The organism is Pararhizobium antarcticum (genome assembly GCF_001885585.1).
Lineage (GTDB): Bacteria > Pseudomonadota > Alphaproteobacteria > Rhizobiales > Rhizobiaceae > Pararhizobium > Pararhizobium antarcticum.
In genome coordinates this window covers 1-19,894 of sequence record NZ_LSRP01000073.1, presented here as the reverse complement: position 1 = coordinate 19,894, position 19,894 = coordinate 1, and the positions used below count along the sequence as shown (strand labels likewise).

Genomic DNA, 19,894 nt, shown 5'->3' with positions numbered 1-19,894 from the left:
ACCCTGGCGAAACCCCCGGTTATTAATAGACCGTTAATAACTACGTCCCGGTGACGTTTCTGCCAACAGGTCCGTTCATGTCCGCTAAACTGTACCCCTTCATCGACATCGCCGTGCATGAGCAGGTGCGCGGGCACTTTGCGCGGGGCGAGGCGGCGGTTCTGTTTTCCCAGGACATGGGCCAGGTTCTCTGGTCGAACGGCGAAGGTGCCGCCCTTTTCGGCACGCCGTCGATCTATGATTTCATCGACAGCGGCACCAATACCGCCGACGTGGCCTTTCGCCAGATGGAGGCAACAGCCCGGCAACTGGCGCGCGTCGGCGACAGTCGCTCCTTCCTGATGCGCATCGGCACCGGCTTTCGCCGCATGCCGGTCAGCGCGCTGGTGAAGATGATCAGTGTGCATCCGGGCGAAACGGCGATCCTGTTTACTGCACCCGGCAACGTCAAGGCGCGCACCCCGGCGGAAATCGCCCGTACCATGATTTCGGGCTTCGATGATCCCGACACGCATATGGCCGTGCTTGATGGCGATGGTGGCATCATTGCCGCCTCCGCCGGCTTCGAAAGCCTCGCCATGACGCCGCAGACCTGCCGCGCGCTGGTTGCCGCCGTAGCCCGCGACAGCGACTGGCTGGTCAAGCGCCCGATTCCGACCGGCAAGGGCCATCTGCCTGCCGCCATCGGCAAGCTCTCCGACACCCCTGCCCTGCATCTTCTGTTTGCCGTCGAAACCATTCTCGGCAATCTCGATCCGGGTGCGGATTTCGACGATGGCGCCCTTGCCGGCACCAGCACGGCTGCGGCTCTCGATCCGCCGGCAGCAATCCTCGCCGATGCCGAACCCGCTTCCGACAAGGCAGAGCCGGTGGATGGCGCCGGATTTCAGACGGAAACGCCGCTGCCGGACGATGGCGCGGCCTCCGCTGCGGGCCCGGCCTCCATCGATCCCGCATCGAGCGAGCCGAACAATCATGCCGATCCGGATCCGGAGCACGGTGTCGTTGCGGACGAAACGCCCAGCGATGCATTCGTTTCGGAAGCCGAGGCACTGCCGGGCGCATCCGCACCTGAAACAACACCATCGCAGGCCGATGCCGGCGCCTTCATCGGCAACGCAGTTGATGAATCGCCTTTGGACAACGGGGGCGATGCTGCGCCTGCACCGGAACAGCTGGACCTCGCCGATGGCGTCACGGACGTCGACATTGAGACATCAGGGGAAGCCGACCAGCCGGAAGCGGATGCAATTGTCCAGACGCTCGAGCCGGACCTTGAAGCCGTAAACGACCCCCTTGACCCGAGCCGGGACGATGACGCTGCGATCGCGGGCGAGGCTGCAACAGGGATTGACGCGAACCACACCGCTCCTGTCGAGGCCATCTCCGGGACACCGGTCGAGAACACCGCGGCTATTGCCGACGAAAGTGATGAAGAAACATCCGTTGCGCCGGCAACCAGTGATGAGGCCACAGACGAATTTTCTGGCGAGTTTTCCGGCAAGTTTCCTGGCGAAATCGATGGCGAACGGCCTGGCGAACCGGCGGATGCTTTGCCGACGCCAGCCGAGATCGATGCCGGTACTCCGACCTCCGAAAGCGATGAGGCCAGCTTCCTCTTCAATCCGGACAGCCGTGCCGTGCGTTTCGTCTGGAAGATCGATTCCGGTGGTCGCTTCCGCGAGATTTCCGACGAGTTCTCCCGGGCTGTCGGCCCGGCCTCGGCCGATATTTCCGGCGTGACCTTCAGCGAAATCGCCGAACGATACAACCTCGACGTGGATGGCAAGATCGGCGAATTGCTGAAGCGCCGCGACACCTGGTCGGGCAAGACGATCCTCTGGCCGGTGGAAGGCACAAGCCTGCAGGTGCCGGTCGATCTTGCGGCGCTGCCGACCTATTCGCGCAACCGCGAATTCGACGGCTTCCGCGGCTTCGGCATCGTCCGCGTTGCCGATGCGATCGAAGATCCGCGCAGCATCGGTCTTGCCCTCGGCCTGCCGGTCGCTGACGCGCTCGACCGGCATGACGGCGATGAAGCGGATGGCACGGCACTGCCGGTCACCGAGGCGCTTGCACCGATTGCAGAAAACGAGGCCGCTGTGGACGCAACGCTTTCGTCGGAAGCGGACCAAGGCGCCGTAGAGGCAACGGACGACAGGCCCGACGATGCGGTTGTTGCCGAAGACGGATTGACGGTCGAGGCCGAGGGCGACGACGCCGCGGCCGAAACAGAGGCGCTTTCCACTGAGCCTGGCGACGACGACCAGCCGACCGGCGAGATTGATGCACCGAAAGCGGCGGATGAGACGCCCGAGGATCCATTCCGCGGCGAGCGGCCGGCGCTGCAGATCGTCGAAAATCCGGGGCACAGCCCCTCGGACAAGGTCGTGCGGCTCGACAATCATCGTCCGCAGGGCGCTGAAACCCTGACCCGTGGCGAGCAGGCGGCCTTCCGCGAAATCGCCCGGCAGCTTGGCGAAACCTTCGGCAAACGCGAGGGCGGCCCTCCGCCTGTTGCAACGGACGAGCAAGCCGAGACCCCGGAAACGGTCGCACAGACGCAAACGCCAGAGCAGGAGCGGGACGACACGGCTGGCCTATCGTCGGCCGAGACGCCGCATGCTGCCGAGGCTGAACAGGATATCGACCCCAGGGGAGATGCAGCCTCCGGCGCGGACATCGAAGACGACGCGCCGAAGGCCGTTGTCGATGTTCTGCCGACACGCAGCAGCGCCCATGCCGGCAGCGTCAACCAGGATCTTCTCGACAGCCTGCCGGTTGCGCTTCTGGTTCATGCCGGCGACGAGCTCTATCATGCCAATCCGGAATTTTTGGCGCTGACCGGTTTTGCCTCGCTGGAGGCGTTGCGCGAGGAAGGCGGTATCGACGCGCTTTTCGTCGCCGAAGAAGATGGCCTGTTCGACATGCCCGACGGCACGATGATGCTCATCCGCAATGATGGACGGCTGGTCCCCGTCAACGCCCGGCTGCAATCGATCCGCTGGGAAGAAAAGAGCGCGCTGGTGATGGCGCTGTCAGCCGCCCCTCAGGACGCAAGGGCGACAGAGAGCGTAGAGACCGAAGTGGAAGCCGCGCCCGTTGCTGTGAACCCCGACCATGCAGCCATCGCGGCCCTGCAGATGGAGGCCGAGGAACTGCGCTCGATCTTGGAGACGGCGACCGATGGCGTTGCCATTATCGGTGCCGATGGCGAAATCCGCTCGCTCAACCGCTCGGCCAACGCACTTTTCAACTATGACGACGGCGAAATTCGCGGCAAGCCGTTTGCCATGCTGTTTGCCCATGAAAGCCAGAAGGCCGTGCTCGACTATCTGGCCGGCCTGGCCGGCCATGGCGTCGCCAGCGTGCTCAATGATGGCCGCGAGGTCATCGGCCGCGAGGCATCCGGCGGTTTCATCCCGCTGTTCATGACCATGGGCCGGCTCTCCTCGTCGAACGGTTACTGCGCCGTCATCCGTGACATTACCCAGTGGAAGCGGACGGAAGAGGAACTGCGCAATGCCAAGCGCGCCGCCGAAACCGCCAATGCCCACAAGAGCGACTTCCTCGCCCGCGTCAGCCACGAGATCCGCACGCCGCTCAATGCCATCATTGGCTTTTCCGACATGATGGCGAGCGAGCATTTCGGTGCGATCGGCAATCCGCGTTACGTCGAATATGCCAATGACATCGGCCGCTCCGGCCGGCACGTTCTCGACATCGTCAACGACCTGCTCGACATATCGAAGATCGAGGCCGGCGAGATGGACCTCGAATTCACCGCGGTGGAGATCAATGACGCCGTGTCCGAGGCGGTCTCCCTCGTGCAACCGCAGGCCAACAGCCAGCGCGTCATCATCCGCACGTCACTGTCGGGCTCTGTCCCGAACATCGTCGCCGACAGCCGCTCGATCAAGCAGATGGCCTTGAACATCCTGTCGAATGCCATCCGGTTCACGCCGTCCGGCGGCCAGATCGTCGTTTCGACCGCCTACGAGGCGAATGGCAGCGTCATCCTGCGCGTCCGCGATACCGGCATCGGCATGACCCGCACCGAACTGGAACAGGCGATGAAACCGTTCCGGCAGGTGACGACCGGTGCGCGCAAACGCGGCGACGGCACCGGCCTTGGCCTGCCGCTGACCAAAGCGATGGCAGAGGCCAACCGGGCCCAGTTCTCGATCAACTCGGCACCCAACGAAGGCACGCTGGTGGAAATCTCCTTCCCGTCGCAGCGGGTTCTGGCGGATTAGGGTTCGGAACGCGCCAAGAGCCGAAGGTATCGAGGATCATCATGACCGAACAGGGTTTGACATCCCACAGTCTCGACAGCGCCATTGCCAAGAATTATGCCTTCATTCTTCTCGGTGGCATCATGGGAGTGTTCATTATTGTTGCGCACTTCATTGCGCGCAAAAGAAGCACCCAAACGCAAGGCCCCGAACAAAGTCACTATATTTTCCAATACAGGACGACCTTGATCGCCCTTTTGATGGGCATGGTCGCGGTTCTCTATTTCTTTGTCACGATGATTTGGCTTCCGTCACGGTCTCCGCCGCACGAAACGGTTTGGAGCGTACGGATGTTTGGCAACCTGTATTGGCTTGTCCTAATATGGGTTGCGACAAGGAGCATTCGCGGCCTCTATCTCTCCGCTGCGGGGCTGGCAATTCACAATCCAAAAACGCTCTGGATCTGGGTGCGATAGGGATCCGCGTATCGCTCTTGTTGAAAAACGCTGAAATCGCCAGTCATCCAGTCAAAGCAATTCCGGTTTCGGGAATTATACGTTAGGAAATGTTGAGCGTGGCGAACCAGTTTGCCCGCCAGCATTTTCGACATTTTGCGGAGCCTTGCCCGCGCTGCGGAAAGATGAGCCTTGCCGTCTGATACCCATGTCCTGAAGCGCACACGGCTGTTTGCCGGTATCGGTGGTGCCCATCCCTTGCTTGCTCTGGCGGCGGCGCTGACCTGCGCGGTCGTGCTTTTGCCCATTCTCGCCATCGCCTGGCTTGCGGTCACCGGCGGCGACAGCGACTGGGCGCATCTGATGGCCTATGTCATTCCGCGCGCGACCGGGCGCACGCTGCTCCTGATTGTCCTGACCGGGACCGTGACGGCCATCACCGGCATCGTCACCGCCTGGCTGGTCGCCAGTTGCGAGTTTCCCTTCAGGCGGTTTCTCGCCGCCGCCCTTGTTTTGCCGCTGGCCATTCCAGCCTATCTCGCGGCCTACGCATTCGGCGAACTCTTCACCTATACCGGACCACTGCAATCCACGGTCCGGGCGATCTTCGGCTTCCAGTCGAGCCGCGACTACTGGTTTCCGGATGTGCGATCTCTCGGCGGTGCCGTGCTTGTTCTGGGCTCTGTGCTCTATCCCTATATCTACCTCGCCTGCCGGGCGATGTTCCTGATGCAGGGCCGGGCCGCCGCCGATGTGGCCCGTACGCTGGGCGCCAGCCCGCTCAAGGTATTCCTCAAGGTGCAGATCCCGATGGCGCGCCCGGCGATCATGGTCGGCATCACGCTGGTTGCGATGGAAACCCTGAACGACATCGGGGCCGTCGAGTTCCTCGGCGTGCAGACGCTGACCTTTTCGATCTTCGATACCTGGCTCAATCGCGGCAGCCTTGCCGGGGCAGCCCAGATCGCCTGCATCATGCTGGTCTTCGTCGTCTTATTGATGATGATCGAACGTGCGGCGCGGCGGCGCCAGCGCTTCGCCAGCCAGAAGACAACGGCCGGCGTCCACGATGCCATCCGCCTGCGCCTCTCCGGCTGGAAAAAATGGGCGGCGATGATCGCCTGCCTTCTGCCGGTGCTGCTCGGCTTTGCCGTTCCGCTGATCGTGCTGGGCGGCTATGCGCTGAAGCGGCTCGACCAGTTCCTCGAGCCGCGACTGTTGCAGGCGCTGATGAACAGCATCCTCGTTGCAAGCTGTGCCGCCATCATCACCGTCGTGCTTGGCTTCGTGCTCGCCTATGCGGCCCGCACAAGCCGCTCGCGGTTCATCGGCCTCGCGGGGCGCCTGTCGGCCTTCGGCTACGGCGTTCCGGGAACCGTTCTTGCCATCGGCGTGCTCTTTCCGCTGGCCGGCATCGACAATGGCATGGATGCCTTCCTGCGCAGCCATGTCGGCATTTCGAGCGGCCTTCTTCTCTCCGGGACGGGCTTCGCCATCATCTATGCCTGCTCGGTGCGCTTTCTCACCATGGCGGAAGGCTCGATCGAAGCCGGGTTCCAGAAGCTGTCGCCGCATCTCGACATGGCGGCCCGCACGCTTGGCCGAACCAGCGGGCAGACGCTGAAAAGCGTTCTTCTCCCGATGATGCGCCCGGCGGTGCTTTCGGCTGCCCTGATGGTGTTCATCGAAACGATGAAGGAGCTTTCGGCAACGATCATGCTGCGGCCATTCAACTTCAACACGCTGGCAACGCTGGTCTACGAGGATGCGTCGCGGGCAAAGGTGGAAGATGCGTCGGTCGCCGCGATCATCATCATTCTCGCCGGCATGATCCCGGTCATTCTCGTCTCGCGCTCTCTGGAGCGGACGCGCTGACACACCGTTCGGCCTTGATGCAGGCAAAAAAAGAGGCAACCCATGGGCTGCCTCGATAAGTTGAATGCCAACAAACAGATCTCGATAGGGGATGACATCATGTCAGTGGCAGCACCTCTGCTGCGAGCAGCCCACTCATTGGACGCCATCAAGTTGAGGTCACCATGCGCTGTCAGTCGTTAACAAAACCTTGCCGCAGACCGCTAAAATTTAACCTAACGCCCCTGAAGTGAAAGCTTTGGTTAATTCTGCCGGCGCCAAAGTGTTAACAGCCCTCGGCTCAGGTCATCAGTTGCGGCAGATTGGCAAACAGATCGAGAGCCTCCGGATTGGCAAGCGCCTCCTTGTTCTTCACAACCCTGCCATGCACCACATCGCGGACAGCGAGTTCGACGATCTTGCCTGATTTGGTGCGCGGAATGTCAGCGACGGCGATGATCCTGGCCGGCACGTGGCGTGGCGTGGCGCCCGTGCGGACGCGTGCCTTGATCGCCTTTTCCAGCGCCTCGGTCAGCACAAAACCGGCAGCCAGCCGCACAAAAAGCACGACACGCACATCATCGTCCCAGTCCTGCCCGATGCACAGGGCCTCGGCGACCTCTTCCATCTGCTCGACCTGGTTGTAGATCTCGGCCGTGCCGATCCGCACGCCGCCGGGATTGAGCGTTGCATCCGAGCGGCCATGGATGATGATGCCGTCATGTTCGGTCCATTCGGCAAAATCGCCGTGACACCAGATATTGTCGAAGCGCTCGAAATACGCAGCCCGGTACTTGGCGCCTTCGGGATCGTTCCAGAACATCACCGGCATGGACGGAAAAGCCCTGGTGCAGACAAGCTCGCCCTTTTCGCGGCGCACCGGCTTGCCCTCGTCATTCCAGACATCCATGGCAAGGCCAAGGCCCGGCCCCTGGATCTCGCCGCGCCAGACGGGCTTTAGCGGATTGCCGAGCACGAAACAGGAGACAATATCGGTGCCTCCGGAGATCGAGGCCAATTGCACGTCGGGCTTGATGCCCTCGTAGACGAAGGAAAAGCCTTCCGGCGACAGCGGCGATCCGGTCGAGGTCATCAACCGGAGCGCACTCAGATCATGGGTGCTGACCGGCGTGAAACCGCCCTTGCGCACCGCGTCGATATATTTGGCGGAGGTACCGAAGATCGCGAACTTTTCGGCCTGGGCGTAATCGAACAGGACATTGCCATCCGGATGGAAGGGCGAGCCGTCATAGAGGCAGAGCGTGGCGCCGACGGCGAGCCCCGAGACCAGCCAGTTCCACATCATCCAGCCGCAGGTGGTGAAGTAAAAGAGCTTTTCATCTTCGCGCAGGCCGCAATGAAACCGGTGCTCCTTGAGATGCTGCAACAAGGTGCCGCCCGCCGAATGGACGATGCACTTGGGCACGCCCGTGGTGCCCGACGAAAACAGGATATAGAGCGGGTGCGAAAACGGCAGGCGGGGATATTCCACCGGCCGCGCCTCGAACGGCGCGATGAATTCCGAAAGCGTGCGCCCGTCCTCGAGCGACAACGCCAGCGACCCGGCATCGCCGGCATAGGGAATGACCAGCGCCGGGATAGCCAGCTTCCGCGTCACGGCCTGCACCTTGACGGATACGTCCTGCAGCTTGCCGCCATACCAGTAGCCATCGCAGGCGATGAACAGCTTGGGTTCGATCTGGCCGAAGCGGTCGAGCACGCCCTGCTCACCAAAATCCGGCGAACAGGATGACCAGATGCCGCCAATCGACGTCACGGCCAGCATCAACGCGATGGTTTCCGGCATGTTCGGCATCATCGCCGCGACGCGATCGCCCTTGCCGATCCCCATGGCGGTGAGCGCCTGCTGCAAACGCGAGACGAGCGCCTGCAGGTCGTCCCATGACAGGCGCGATGCGGCCTTGTCTTCGCCGCGGAAGATCAGCGCATCACCGCCGCCGGTCCTGGTGAGAAGGTTTTCGGCAAAATTCAACGTTGCGTCCGGGAAGAACCGCGCGTCCAGCATGACATCGCCGTGGACCAGGGCTTCCGCGCCGCGATCGCCGATCACCCCGCAATGCTCCCAGACGGCTATCCAGAAATCGCCAGGCTCGACGACGGACCAGTCGTGGAAGGCGTCATAATCCGCAAACCGGCGGGAAAACCGTGTTTCGCACCAGGTCATGAAGGCACGCATGGGCGTCTGCGCAATGAAGCTTTCGGATGGTGTCCACAAAGGCCGATCTGACTGCATGCTGTCCTCCACTCCACTGCCTGATGCTATATCATGCTGCGACGCAGGATAAACAGCCTGGCCCGCGCCGCAATGCCATTGCAGCGACATTTCCGGTCCCTGGCGTTTGATTTTTTGCGGTTGAAAGCCTATCCAGAGGCCGGGATCGGCTGCGATCGCAACAATCGTCGGGCTACAATGAAAAACATCTTTCAGAACAGGATCAAGACAATCCGGCTCGGCGGTGTTTTGCAGTCGACGATCTTCCGACTGACGGTGCTTGCGGCCTTCCTTCTTGTGGTGCTGTTCAAGGTCGCCCTGCCGCTTTTCGTGTCGACGGCCAGCGTCAAGGCGAACATGGAAGATGCGCTTTCGTCCTGGACCGGCGGGCTTGCAAGCATCAGCAATGATCCGACGATCAGCTTCTGGCCGCGTCCGCACCTGACGCTGCACGACGTCACCATCGTCTCGGTTGGAGACAATCCGCAAACCATGGCGAAAGCCCAGGCGATCACCGCCGATTTCGACGTTCTGGCCGCTCTTCGCGGCACGCCGGTTTTCACCGATTTCCATCTTCTAGCGCCGGCATTCCGCATCGAACGGCTGGCGGACGGCACGCTCAACTGGCGCAAGGCCGGATGGATGGCGGATGCGATGGACGGCGAGCCAGACCAGAAGCCCGTGCTGGCGCAGGGTACACCGATCGGTGATATCACAATCGAAAACGGCATCCTCGACATTGCCGACCAGCCAACAGGTACCGATTACCGCATCACCGATATCACCGGCACCATTGCCTGGCCGACCCCGTCCGAGCGGATCCGGGCCAACCTGTCCGCCGTTATCAAGGGGGAAAGCGTCAAATGGTCGTTTGTCTGCGATGATCCCCTGTCGTTTTTCTCCGGCCTCAGAACGCCGATCAGCACCGCGTTGACCTCGGCGCCGGTCAACTTCGCGTTTGACGGTGCAGGCAGTCTTTCGGCGAGTGCCTTCTTTTCCGGACAGTCATCCTTTTCTGCACCGTCTGTTTCGGCCCTTTTGCGCTGGGTCGGAATGGATATCGGCCAAGCTGCAGCGGTTGATGCCATCAGCCTGGACGCAGCAATGACGGTCGGCAGGCAGGCGCTCAAGCTCGACAATCTGACCCTGGCGCTCAACGGTGGAAATGCGACCGGCGTTCTCGACATCACGCGGCCCGACGGCCACCTGCCGCGCATCGGCGGAACTTTGGCCTTCGACAGTCTTGATCTCAACACCCTGTTCCGGGCGCTTGCACCGCTGCCGGCTGCGTCCGACGGGATTGCCAGAACCGTCAACACCCGCTTCATGGAATGGCTGCGTCTCGATCTGCGCCTGTCAGCGCAACAGGCCAAACTCGGGCCTATCATGCTGACCGATCTTGCCGCTGGCGCCATGGTGCGGGATGGCCGGGCATCCTTCGATATTGGCGACAGCGGTTATGCCGGCGGCTCGCTCAGCGGCCGCATCGCCATCGCCGAGCAATGGATCAATGGTGGGGGCGAACTGGCCCTTGCGCTCAAGGGTGCCGATCTGGAATCGCTGGCCAGCCAGCTCGCGCTTGAAGGCCCCCTGCCGCTCGGCCGCGGCGACCTCAGCCTCGACCTTTCAACGGACAAGCCGATGTGGGCCATGACCGCCAGCGATCTGTCCGGGCGGGTCCGGCTGGCCGTCAACGACGGAAAGCTCGTCAACTTCAACGCCGCGGACTTCGAAACGCTGGTGGCCCGGGATGCGTTTTTCAATCTTTCGGAGGTGACGGCCGGCTCGTTTGCTTTTTCGACAGCCGATATCGAGGCGACCATCAAGGACGGCGTCGCTGAATTGACGAGAGCCGATATCGTTGGCCAGCAGCAAACGCTCACGTTGGCGGGCCGCATCCCCTACCGAACCGGAAGCCTTGCCCTGGCGGGCGTGTTGAAAGCAGCCAAGCCGCAGCCGGAGGCGGCGCCGTTGCGTTTTTTCGTCGGCGGATCATGGCCAAACCCGGTGATTTCACCACTTTCGGTGCTTATCCGCCCCTGAAGACAGATTACGACCCTGACGACCGCGGATCGTCTGCGAAAGACTTATGCGGACTGCCTGATAAACCTCTAAAATAAATCAGCGAATCAGCTCACAGGAGATGTGCCCGTGCTGCGTTTTCTGGCCGCCGTTTTCAAGATCGCGCTCGCATCGCTGTTTGCGGGGGCCGGGCTTTCCCTGTTCAACATTTCGTCGGCACAGATCCTCGAACAGATCGGCATGACGCCTGAGGCAGTCTGGGGTTATGTCCTGCAGGCGACGAACTGGGCCGTGCCCAACATGCTTCTGGGATCGATGATCGTGCTGCCGCTGTGGTTCCTCACCTACGTCTTTCTCCCGCCAAGGGAACGCGAGCGCGACTGAGCGCCGCCTGGCTCACCGATAGCGCGGATGGAGAAGACCTTACGATTCCTCGTCGAGTGCTGCCAGCACGCGCGCCAGCAAATCGTCCTCTTCGTGAACGCCATGCCGGTACAGCGTCAGAACAAGCGCCGCAACCGGATCATTTGCATCGCTTTCGACCGAAATCCGTCTCGCCGCTTTCGCCCTGTCAAAGACACGCTGACACAGATTAACATGATGCGGCAGCATGGGTTCGTTTCGCCATTTGCTCATTGTGCAATGCCCCCCAGAAAGAATACGTCACGATATCCGCCGTTAAGCGGAATCAACTTTTATTTACCCAGCGTTTAAACGTGCGGAAACTGTTCAAATCATGTCACGATCGCCGATGGCACATGCCGCACGGGTCCTATGCACGACTAATGTCCGAATGCAGCCCGTTCATCCTTGACGCGCTGCGCCTCAGCGCGACGCGAGACGATCGAGGCGATCAGCACGCCGAAGGCGACGATGCCGATCAGAATCGTGCAGACGGCGTTGATCTCCGGCGTCACACCCAGCCGCACCTGACTGTAGATTTTCATCGGCAATGTCGTTGCGCCCGGCCCGGAGGTAAAGCTGGAGATCACGAGATCGTCGAGCGACAGTGTCAGCGCCAGAACCCAGCCGGAAAACACCGCCGGTGCGATGACTGGAAGCGTGATCTTCATGAAGGTAGTGACCGGCGTTGCCCCCAGATCCATGGCCGCCTCTTCGATCGACCGATCGAAACTCATCAGGCGGGACTGCACGACAACGGCCACGAAGCACATGGTGAAGGTGATGTGGGCCAAGGTCAGCGTCCAGAAGCCACGATCAAAGCCGATCGCCACAAACAAAAGCAGCAGCGACAGTCCGGTGATGACTTCCGGCATGACCAGAGGCGCATAGATCATGCCGGAAAACAGCATGCGTCCGCGAAACCGGGTGTAACGCGTGATGGCCAGGGCCGCCAGCGTGCCCAGAACGGTGGCGCAGGTGGCAGAAAGCAGCGCCACGCGGAACGTCACCCAGGCGGCATCGATCAGGCCCTGGTTTTGAAACAGCTGCACGTACCATTTGATGGAGAAGCCGGACCAGACGGTCACGAGCTTGGATTCATTGAAGGAGAAGATCACCAGCAGCACGATCGGCAGATAGAGGAAGGCAAAGCCGAAAACGAGAGACAGGATGTTGAAGCGGGACCAGCGTTGCATGCCTATCTCCCCTCGCTATCAGCTTTGGCCTGGGCCTGCTGGAAGAACATGATCGGCACCACCAGAATGAGCAGGAGGATCGTGGCGACCGCCGAGGACACCGGCCAGTCGCGATTGGCGTTGAATTCGTTCCACAGCGTCTTGCCGATCATCAGGGTTTCCGATCCGCCGAGCAGATCCGGAATGACGAACTCGCCGACCGCTGGAATGAACACCAGCATGCAGCCGGCAATGACACCCGGCATCGACAGCCGGAAAGTGACCTGCCAGAAGGCGGATATCGGCGTGCAACCGAGATCCTGTGCCGCTTCGGTCAGGCTGTGGTCCATTTTTTCCAGCGCGGAATAGATCGGCAGCACCATGAACGGCAGGTAGGAATAGACGATGCCGATATAGATCGCCCAATTGGTGTTGAGAATGATCAGCGGCTGGTCGATCAGCCCCAGCGTCAACAGCAGCTGGTTGAACAGCCCCTCCGGCTTCAGGATGGCGATCCAGGCGTAGACCCGGATCAGGAAGCTGGTCCAGAACGGCAGGATGACGAGCATCAGCAGGGTCGGGCGGATGGAGCCGGGCGCCTGCGCCATGGCATAGGCAATCGGATAGGCAATCATCAGTGTCAGGAGCGTCGACACGCCGGCAATCCAGAGGCTGGATCCGTAGGCATTGATATAGAGCGAATCCTCCGTCAGCCAGAGGTAGTTGGCGATCGAAAACTGCCGGATGCCATCAAAAATACCCGACAGGCCATCGTCCCAGTTGAAGACGGGAAGATAGGGCGGCATGGCGACCGCGGTTTCCGACAGGGAAATCCGGAAGACGATGAAAAACGGTATGAGGAAGAAAACCAGCAACCAGGCATAGGGAATGATGATCACGAGCCGGTTGAAGATTGCCGATCCGAATTTAGACATGGGCTCAATCCCTCAGCACGACGCCGGCGTTTTCGTCAAACCAGACCCAGACGTCCTGATCGTAGCCGATCGGATCCTCGACCAAGCGCACGGCATTCAAGGACGATGCCTTGACCACACGCCCATCGCCAAGCTTGACGTGGAAGACCGTCATGTCGCCGAGATAGCCGATGTCCCAGACGACACCCTGCGCGGCATTGAGCGGGGCGCAGGCCGGCTGCGTGTTGCCGACCCGGATCTTTTCCGGGCGAACGGCAAAGCCCGCCTTGCCGCCGACGGCCGGCGTCTCCTGCGATGCGACCTTGATCGACAGGCCACCTTCGGTCTCGATCCGCACAAAACCGTCGCTGACCGCAGACACCGTCCCGTCGAATATGTTCACGTCACCGATGAAGTCGGCGACGAAACGCGAATTCGGTGCCTCGTAGATTTCGGGTGGCGTTGCCACCTGGATGACCTTGCCGTGTGCCATGACGGCAATGCGGTCAGCCATGGTCATGGCCTCTTCCTGGTCATGGGTGACGACCACGAACGTCAGGCCGAGTTGCTGCTGTAGATCCATCAGTTCGAACTGGGTTTCCTCACGCAGCTTCTTGTCGAGGGCACCGAGCGGCTCGTCGAGCAGAAGCACCTTCGGACGCTTGGCGATCGAGCGGGCAAGCGCCACGCGCTGCCGCTGCCCGCCGGAGAGTTGGTGCGGCTTGCGCTTGGCAAACTTGTCGAGCTTGACCAGCTTCAGCATCTGGTCGACGCGCTCGGCGATATCCGCCTTTGGCATGCCGTCCTGCTTCAGGCCGAAAGCGACATTGCTCTCGACCGTCATGTGCGGGAACAACGCATAGGACTGGAACATCATGTTGACCGGCCGCTTGTAGGGCGGAATGCCGGCAAGGCTCTGGCCATCAAGGATGATCTCGCCGGAACTGGGCTGCTCGAAGCCGGCCAGCATGCGCAGCAAGGTCGACTTTCCACAGCCGGATGCGCCCAGCAGCGCGAAGAATTCGCGGGTGAAAATATCCAGCGAGAGATTGTCGACCGCGACGAAATCGCCGAACGTCTTGGTGACGTTCTTGAAGGAGATGAACGGCTTGGACGCGGGGTCCGACCAGGGAGCAAAGGAACGCCGGATACTGCCGAGTGATTTCATCATCGATCCCCGAATGACACAGACAGGTGCATCCCTCGCACCCCACTTTAAGAAAAAGCCCGGATTTACAAAATCCGGGCCATTCGCTTCATCGTTATTGGCCGGTGACGACCTTGGTCCAGAGGCGCGTCACGACGCGTTGGGTTTTCGGGTCGTAAGGCAGGAAGCTGAACAACTTCTCGATGGTTTCCGGTTTCGGATAGACAGCCGGATCATCGAGCACGTCCTTGCTGATGAAGGCCTGGGAGGCCTTGTTGCCATTGGCATAGAAGACATAGTCGCTGGCCTTGGCAATGACTTCCGGCTTCATGAGGTAGTTGAGGAAGGCATGGGCCTCCTCGACATGCGGTGCATCGCCGGGAATGGCCATCATGTCGAACCACATCTTGGCGCCCTGCGGCGGCACGACATAGTTCACCTCGACACCGGCCTTTGCCTCGGCCGCGCGGTCGCGGGACTGCAGGATGTCACCCGACCAGCCGACAGCCAGGCAGATATCGCCATTGGCCAGCGCATTGATGTATTCCGACGAATGGAACTTGCGGATGTTCGGGCGAACGGACAGCAGCAATTCCTCGGCCTTCTTCAGGTCGTCGCTGTTGTGGCTGTTGGGATCGAGACCGAGATAGAGCAAAGCGGTGGGCACGATGTCCGTCGGCGAATCGAGCAGGTAGATGCCGCAGTCCTTGAACTTGGCAGCGATCTCCGGTTTGAAGATCACGTCCCAGGTCGGCGCCTCGTCGTTGCCGAGGATCGCCTTCGTCTTCGCGACATTATAGCCGATGCCTGTCGTGCCCCACATGTAGTCGAGGCCATATTCATTGCCCGGATCGTATTGGGCGGTGCGCTCCATCACCATGTCCCACATATTGGAGATATTGGGGAGCTTGGACTTGTCGAGCTTCTGGAAGGCACCGGCCTGTATCTGGCGCTGCAGGAAGTCGGCCGTGGGGACCACGACATCATAGCCGCTGCTGCCGGCAAGCAACTTGGTTTCCAGTATCTCGTTGGAATCGAAGACGTCGTAGACAACCTTGATGCCGGTTTCCTTGGTAAAATCTTCCAGGATGCTGGCATCGATATAGTCGGACCAGTTGTAGACGTTGACGACGCGTTCCTGCGCAAAGGCAAAGGAGGCAGACCCGGCCACCAGCAGGGCGGACAGGGCTGCGACAATCTTTCTCGACATAGAATTCCCCTTTTTATCGGTTCTGCCGAGGCATGCCGCTGTGCCTGCCTGTGACATTACCGGTCTCTCTTGATTGTTCTTCTGGGAAGTTAGGCATGTTTTCGAACAACCACAAGCGCTTTTACGCAAGCCTGCAAGGCAAATCCCATGGCTGCTAAAAAATCGGGCATCTGGACAAATATGCAGTTTTTTCAGTACCCTTGGATCCTTGGACAATCGGCCGGAGCGGAATGCATCGCATTTTAACCATATCGGCAGATCGTCTGCGGGCCAGTCGATTAACGATTGATTAACCCTATCCAAGCTGCGATTTTGGGTCTCGTGTTTTTCGTCACGGGGTGTGCATCATGAGTGTCAAGTCGCAGCGGATCGACCCGCGGGAGCTGAAACGGCTCTCCGTCCTCCAGCCCCACAGAACACTCCTGGCGATCATTGGCGACTGGGCGATCATCGCCGCCGCCATCGCCTTCAGCGTGTACATGCAGCATCCGCTTGCCTATATCGCCGCCGTGCTGGTCATTGCCGGCCGGATGCATGCCTTCGGTTGCCTGATGCATGAGGCGGCCCATTACCGGATCATCAAGAACCGCAAGGTCAGCGACTGGATGAGCGATCTTCTGCTCGCCTGGCCAATCATGGCGACCGTCGATGGCTACCGGATGAACCACCTTGCCCACCACCAGCACACCAACACGGACGACGACCCCGACTGGGCAGCCAAACTGGGCATGGCGCAGTTCACCTTTCCGCAGAAACTCCTGCACGGCATCGTGCAGCTGCTCGGTTATCTGGTGGCGGTCAATTCGATCCGCGACATCCTGCATATGGCGAAACGCATTTCCAAACACGACCGCTCGACCCGCACCTACAAGATGCTGCGGATCGGCTTTTATGTGGCGGCGGCGATCGTGTTTTCCGTTTTCGACCTGTGGACGGCATTCGCTGCCTACTGGCTCGTGCCCTTCCTGACGCTTTTCTGCCTGTTTCTCTATGTGCGCAGCGTCGCGGAGCATTTCGGAAGCATGGATTATTCCGACGAACTCGGCAGTTCACGCACCGTCTATCCGCATGCGTGGGAAAAGCTGTTCTTCGCGCCCCACAACATCAACTATCATCTCGAGCACCACCTCTATCCCGGCGTGCCCTACTATAATCTGCCGGAACTGCATGCGATCCTGATGCGCAACCAGACCTATGCCGAAAAGGCCCACATCACGCGGGGCTACACGACCGGCCTTGCATCGGAGTGTTTTGCCCCGACCGCACCACTCCTGCCGAGCCACCACCCGGTCAGCTATTGAATCCAGCTTCTACTGGAAGTCGAAGACACTGAGGCCGGTGACCATTTCGTCGAGCCCGAGCGGGCGGGTCACAGGCGGCTCGGCCCTCGACAGACAGCCCTGCCGATCGCAAAGGCGGCAGGCGGTACCGACAGGAACCGGCGGCGATGCGCCATCGCCATAGACCGTCTCGCCTGCATGGGCCGAGTCGCAGCCGAGCAGAAGGGCCGTGCGGCGGACACGCTCCTGAAAACCGGCCTGCGGCCCTTCCAGTGTCCGCGCCACCGTCAGGAAGATCGCCCCGCCCGGCATCTCGACCCTGTCGACGAGGACCTGGCCCGGCTGCGTGAAGGCCGAGTGCACAGCAAGCTTCGGACACTGCCCGCCAAACCGTGCCTGCGGAAACCCCTGCGCGCCGCCGCGGCGCAGGCGATGACCGGCATTGTCGATTTCCATCATGAAGAACGGAATGCCCGCCATGTCCGGCCGCTGCAGCGTCGTCAGACGGCTGGCCGCCTGCTCGAAGGAAACGCGGAAACGCGCGCGCAGCAGGTCCACGTCGTAGCGCGCGCGCAGGGCGGCGGCGTGGAAGACGCCATAGGGCATCATCAGCGCATGGGCGGCATAGCGCGCCAGTTCGAAGCGGGCGATGCGCCGGGCCTCGCCGCCGGAGAGCGGCATATCGTCCAGCGTCTGCGTGAAAACATCGGGGAAAGCCAGTGCCGAAGCCTCCATCGCGATCTCGCGCAACTGCTCTTCCGGCGACAGGCGCTCGGACAGGAAAAGCCGCATCGAATGCCGGTCGTAGCGGCGGCGCAGGTTCGGCATGGCGTGGATCGGCAGCGTGCGGACGGCAAGCCCATGCTCCCGGCGCAGCCATTCGCGCAAGGCGGTCAGGAGATCATCCGCTGGCGAAAGCCGCGCGTGAAAGGCCTCGGCTGCGGCGTCGAGCCCGGCGAAATAGGATGGCTGCGTCTCGAACAGGTCCCGGACCCCGTCCATCGGCAGCCGCGTCTCGGACAGGGCCGCGCCATGCCCCTCCTGCGACAACAGCCCCGTCAGATCCTTCAGCCGCAACGACTGCTCGCGATAGGCACGATAGAGTTTCAGGATGCCGCTGGCCACATTCGGCGCGGCCTCCGCCACTTCGATCAGTTCCTGATCGCCCGGCAATTCGCCCGCCAGCAACGGATCGGCAAACACTTCGCGCAATTGCGCCGCACTGCCCGACGTCTCGCCCTGCAACTCGTCGAGATCGACCTTGTAGACCGAGGATAACTTCAGAAGCAGCTGGACCGTCAGCGGACGCTGGTTGCGCTCGATGAGATTGAGATAGGACGGGGAGATTGCCAGTGCCTCGGCCATCGCCGTCTGCGTCAGCGACAGGCCATTGCGAATGCGCCGGACACGGGGGCCTGCAAAAATTTTTGTTTCGGCCATTCTGTCATACCTTTTACACAACTGCGCGGAGATGCGTATTTACAGTCTTTACAGAATTACAATTCGCTTTTGTAAAAGACAAGACAGCATAACCCTTTTCCAGAGGCGTATTCTCGGTTTCTACTGGATTGATTGTGCCCTGCAATGTAAATCTTGTCACACACATTGAGACGAGACGAACGCTTGAACGAAAGTTCTGGTTGTCATGAAAATTGCGAGGAGAACAGCATGACTAATTTTTACAATCTGGTTTCAGGCGCACCGCAGGGCCGGTTCGATGGTATCGAGCGCCCCTACACCGCTGAAGACGTCCAGCGCCTGCGCGGTTCGGTGCAGATCAGCCATACGCTGGCCGAGCGCGGCGCAAACCGGCTTTGGAAACTGATCCACGAAGAGGACTTCGTCAATGCGCTCGGTGCCATGACCGGCAACCAGGCCATGCAGCAGGTTCGCGCCGGGCTGAAGGCGATCTACCTCTCCGGCTGGCAGGTCGCTGCCGACAGCAATACGGCATCCTCGATGTATCCCGACCAGTCGCTCTATCCGGCCAATGCCGCGCCGGAGCTGGCCAAGCGGATCAACAAGACGCTGCAGCGGGCAGACCAGATCGAGACGGCCGAAGGCAAGGGCCTGTCCGTCGACACCTGGTTCGCGCCGATCGTCGCCGATGCGGAAGCCGGTTTTGGCGGCCCGCTCAACGCCTTCGAGATCATGAAGGCCTTCATCGAGGCCGGTGCGGCCGGCGTCCACTACGAGGACCAGCTGGCATCTGAAAAGAAGTGCGGCCATCTCGGCGGCAAGGTGCTGATCCCGACGGCAGCGCACATCCGCAACCTGACGGCAGCCCGGCTTGCGGCCGACGTCATGGGCACGCCAACGCTGATCATTGCCCGCACCGATGCGGAGGCCGCCAAGCTTCTGACGTCCGACATCGACGAGCGCGACCAGCCGTTTGTTGATTATGATGCCGGTCGCACCGTCGAGGGCTTCTATCAGGTCCGGAACGGGATCGAACCCTGCATCGCCCGCGCCATCGCCTATGCGCCCTATTGCGACATGATCTGGATGGAAACCTCCAAGCCGGATCTCGGCCAGGCGAAGAAATTTGCCGAAGCCGTGCACAAGGTGCATCCCGGCAAGAAGCTGGCCTATAATTGCTCGCCGTCGTTCAACTGGAAGAAGAACCTCGATGACGCAACGATCGCCATGTACCAGCGCGAACTCGGCAAGATGGGCTACAAGTTCCAGTTCATCACACTCGCCGGCTTCCACCAGCTGAACTACGGCATGTTCGAACTTGCCCGCGGCTACAAGGACCGGCAGATGGCCGCCTATTCGGAGCTGCAGCAGGCGGAATTCGACGCCGAGGTCAACGGCTACACCGCCACCAAGCACCAGCGCGAAGTCGGCACCGGCTATTTCGATGCCGTGTCGATGGCGATTTCCGGCGGAAAGTCCTCGACCACCGCCATGCACGAATCCACCGAGCACGACCAGTTCCGCCCCGCAGCGGAGTAAGGCAGTTCC

The 19,894-nt window shown here is 61.0% G+C and carries 14 protein-coding genes; 7 read left to right on the top strand and 7 right to left on the bottom strand.

The genetic code is table 11. The annotated features are described in order from the left end of the window. Positions 1-77 precede the first annotated feature (77 nt). From AX760_RS07040 to AX760_RS07030, 3 genes are all read left to right on the top strand, one after another. A complete protein-coding gene (locus AX760_RS07040; RefSeq protein ID WP_071832285.1) occupies positions 78-4,256 on the top strand; it encodes an ATP-binding protein in 4,179 nt (1,392 codons plus the stop codon). A gap of 41 nt (positions 4,257-4,297) precedes the next feature. Beyond that, on the top strand, positions 4,298-4,711 hold the full coding sequence (locus AX760_RS07035) for a hypothetical protein (RefSeq protein WP_071832284.1): 414 nt from the start codon (positions 4,298-4,300) through the stop codon (positions 4,709-4,711). A gap of 171 nt (positions 4,712-4,882) precedes the next feature. Further along, positions 4,883-6,565: an ABC transporter permease gene (locus AX760_RS07030; RefSeq protein ID WP_071832283.1), complete on the top strand. Its 1,683-nt coding sequence runs from the start codon at positions 4,883-4,885 to the stop codon at positions 6,563-6,565. 280 nt (positions 6,566-6,845) lie between these two features. On the opposite strand, the gene AX760_RS07025 is transcribed toward AX760_RS07030, so the two are convergent. Further along, positions 6,846-8,798 (bottom strand): acetoacetate--CoA ligase, encoded by a 1,953-nt coding sequence (locus tag AX760_RS07025; protein ID WP_071832282.1) that lies wholly within the window; start codon positions 8,796-8,798, stop codon positions 6,846-6,848. Positions 8,799-8,975: 177 nt separating this feature from the next. Between AX760_RS07025 and AX760_RS07020 the strand changes: the two genes are divergently transcribed. Next, positions 8,976-10,820 (top strand): AsmA family protein, encoded by a 1,845-nt coding sequence (locus tag AX760_RS07020; RefSeq protein ID WP_175552031.1) that lies wholly within the window; start codon positions 8,976-8,978, stop codon positions 10,818-10,820. Between the two features lie 108 nt (positions 10,821-10,928). Then, positions 10,929-11,183, top strand: coding sequence for a DUF6460 domain-containing protein (locus tag AX760_RS07015; protein ID WP_071832281.1), 255 nt, complete (start codon positions 10,929-10,931; stop codon positions 11,181-11,183). Positions 11,184-11,222: 39 nt separating this feature from the next. Here AX760_RS07015 and AX760_RS07010 read toward each other — a convergent pair whose 3' ends face one another. The 5 genes from AX760_RS07010 to AX760_RS06990 all read right to left on the bottom strand — a co-directional run bounded on the left by AX760_RS07010 (position 11,223) and on the right by AX760_RS06990 (position 15,647). Continuing rightward, a complete protein-coding gene (locus tag AX760_RS07010; RefSeq protein ID WP_071832280.1) occupies positions 11,223-11,435 on the bottom strand; it encodes a hypothetical protein in 213 nt (70 codons plus the stop codon). Positions 11,436-11,581: 146 nt separating this feature from the next. Next, positions 11,582-12,397 carry an ABC transporter permease gene (locus AX760_RS07005; RefSeq protein WP_071832279.1) on the bottom strand — a complete coding sequence of 272 codons (816 nt, stop codon included), beginning with the start codon at positions 12,395-12,397 and terminating at the stop codon, positions 11,582-11,584. A gap of 2 nt (positions 12,398-12,399) precedes the next feature. Then, positions 12,400-13,311 carry an ABC transporter permease subunit gene (locus AX760_RS07000; RefSeq protein ID WP_071832278.1) on the bottom strand — a complete coding sequence of 304 codons (912 nt, stop codon included), beginning with the start codon at positions 13,309-13,311 and terminating at the stop codon, positions 12,400-12,402. A gap of 4 nt (positions 13,312-13,315) precedes the next feature. Beyond that, a complete protein-coding gene (locus tag AX760_RS06995) occupies positions 13,316-14,458 on the bottom strand; it encodes an ABC transporter ATP-binding protein (protein ID WP_071832339.1) in 1,143 nt (380 codons plus the stop codon). Between the two features lie 94 nt (positions 14,459-14,552). Next, positions 14,553-15,647, bottom strand: a complete 1,095-nt coding sequence (locus AX760_RS06990) for a polyamine ABC transporter substrate-binding protein (protein ID WP_071832277.1) — start codon at positions 15,645-15,647, stop codon at positions 14,553-14,555. Between the two features lie 347 nt (positions 15,648-15,994). Here AX760_RS06990 and AX760_RS06985 point away from each other — a divergent pair, with 347 nt between their 5' ends. Then, positions 15,995-16,948 carry a fatty acid desaturase family protein gene (locus tag AX760_RS06985; RefSeq protein ID WP_071832276.1) on the top strand — a complete coding sequence of 318 codons (954 nt, stop codon included), beginning with the start codon at positions 15,995-15,997 and terminating at the stop codon, positions 16,946-16,948. A gap of 9 nt (positions 16,949-16,957) precedes the next feature. Here the strand turns inward: AX760_RS06985 and AX760_RS06980 are convergent, their stop codons facing one another. Further along, entirely contained in the window at positions 16,958-18,367 is a 1,410-nt protein-coding gene (locus AX760_RS06980; protein ID WP_071832275.1) for a helix-turn-helix domain-containing protein, read from the bottom strand. Between the two features lie 228 nt (positions 18,368-18,595). On the opposite strand from AX760_RS06980, the gene aceA reads away from it, so the two are divergent. After that, positions 18,596-19,885, top strand: coding sequence for an isocitrate lyase (gene aceA / locus AX760_RS06975; protein WP_071832274.1), 1,290 nt, complete (start codon positions 18,596-18,598; stop codon positions 19,883-19,885). Positions 19,886-19,894 lie beyond the last annotated feature (9 nt).

Coding starts and splice junctions, on each gene's coding strand:
- AX760_RS06980 (WP_071832275.1), bottom strand. CDS start 18,367: ATGGCCGAAACAAAAATTTTTGCAGGCCCCCGTGTCCGGCGCATTCGC.
- AX760_RS07035 (WP_071832284.1), top strand. CDS start 4,298: ATGACCGAACAGGGTTTGACATCCCACAGTCTCGACAGCGCCATTGCC.
- AX760_RS07020 (WP_175552031.1), top strand. CDS start 8,976: ATGAAAAACATCTTTCAGAACAGGATCAAGACAATCCGGCTCGGCGGT.
- AX760_RS06985 (WP_071832276.1), top strand. CDS start 15,995: ATGAGTGTCAAGTCGCAGCGGATCGACCCGCGGGAGCTGAAACGGCTC.
- AX760_RS07040 (WP_071832285.1), top strand. CDS start 78: ATGTCCGCTAAACTGTACCCCTTCATCGACATCGCCGTGCATGAGCAG.
- aceA (WP_071832274.1), top strand. CDS start 18,596: ATGACTAATTTTTACAATCTGGTTTCAGGCGCACCGCAGGGCCGGTTC.
- AX760_RS07005 (WP_071832279.1), bottom strand. CDS start 12,397: ATGCAACGCTGGTCCCGCTTCAACATCCTGTCTCTCGTTTTCGGCTTT.
- AX760_RS07025 (WP_071832282.1), bottom strand. CDS start 8,798: ATGCAGTCAGATCGGCCTTTGTGGACACCATCCGAAAGCTTCATTGCG.
- AX760_RS07000 (WP_071832278.1), bottom strand. CDS start 13,311: ATGTCTAAATTCGGATCGGCAATCTTCAACCGGCTCGTGATCATCATT.
- AX760_RS07010 (WP_071832280.1), bottom strand. CDS start 11,435: ATGAGCAAATGGCGAAACGAACCCATGCTGCCGCATCATGTTAATCTG.
- AX760_RS06990 (WP_071832277.1), bottom strand. CDS start 15,647: ATGTCGAGAAAGATTGTCGCAGCCCTGTCCGCCCTGCTGGTGGCCGGG.
- AX760_RS06995 (WP_071832339.1), bottom strand. CDS start 14,458: ATGAAATCACTCGGCAGTATCCGGCGTTCCTTTGCTCCCTGGTCGGAC.